This window comes from Streptomyces sp. P17, assembly GCF_032436805.1.
GTDB lineage: Bacteria > Actinomycetota > Actinomycetes > Streptomycetales > Streptomycetaceae > Streptomyces.
Genome location: NZ_JAVRBF010000382.1, coordinates 1 through 400, shown reverse-complemented (window position 1 = coordinate 400; position 400 = coordinate 1). Strand labels below are relative to the sequence as shown.

The 400-nt window shown below is 38.8% G+C and carries 1 protein-coding gene; it reads right to left on the bottom strand.

All coding sequences use genetic code 11. The annotated features are described in order from the left end of the window. Positions 1-400: restriction endonuclease subunit S (locus RMT89_RS41390; protein ID WP_315888912.1), on the bottom strand; the 400-nt coding region annotated here is incomplete at both ends.

Sequence of the window (400 nt, the reverse complement as noted above, 5' to 3'; positions counted from 1 at the left end):
TACAAATGCGAAATAGTAGAACCGGCAGCAAGTTTATTCAGAAATTCCGTGAAAAAACGAGACATCAGTACATAGTAGAAATACTTTGGCTCGTACGAATCATTTAGAGGTCGAATGATAAAAACTCCGCTATTCAGAGTTGCAGGAAATGGCAAATTCTCGATGTATGCCGCCTTTCCGATAGTTCCATCTTTCGTGATTAGAACATCATTATTTTTTAGTTGGATATTAACATCTTGGTCGTAACGATCTTTTTCGACAAAATGACATCCTTCCCATACGATCTTGCCACCATTGAAATCCGTGCCCGTAATCAATCCATAATGACCGGAGTTAAGATATTCTTTAGTAGTCAATCCTTGCCAGCCAATACGGGCCTTTAGAGTTGAATTGTTAGCAA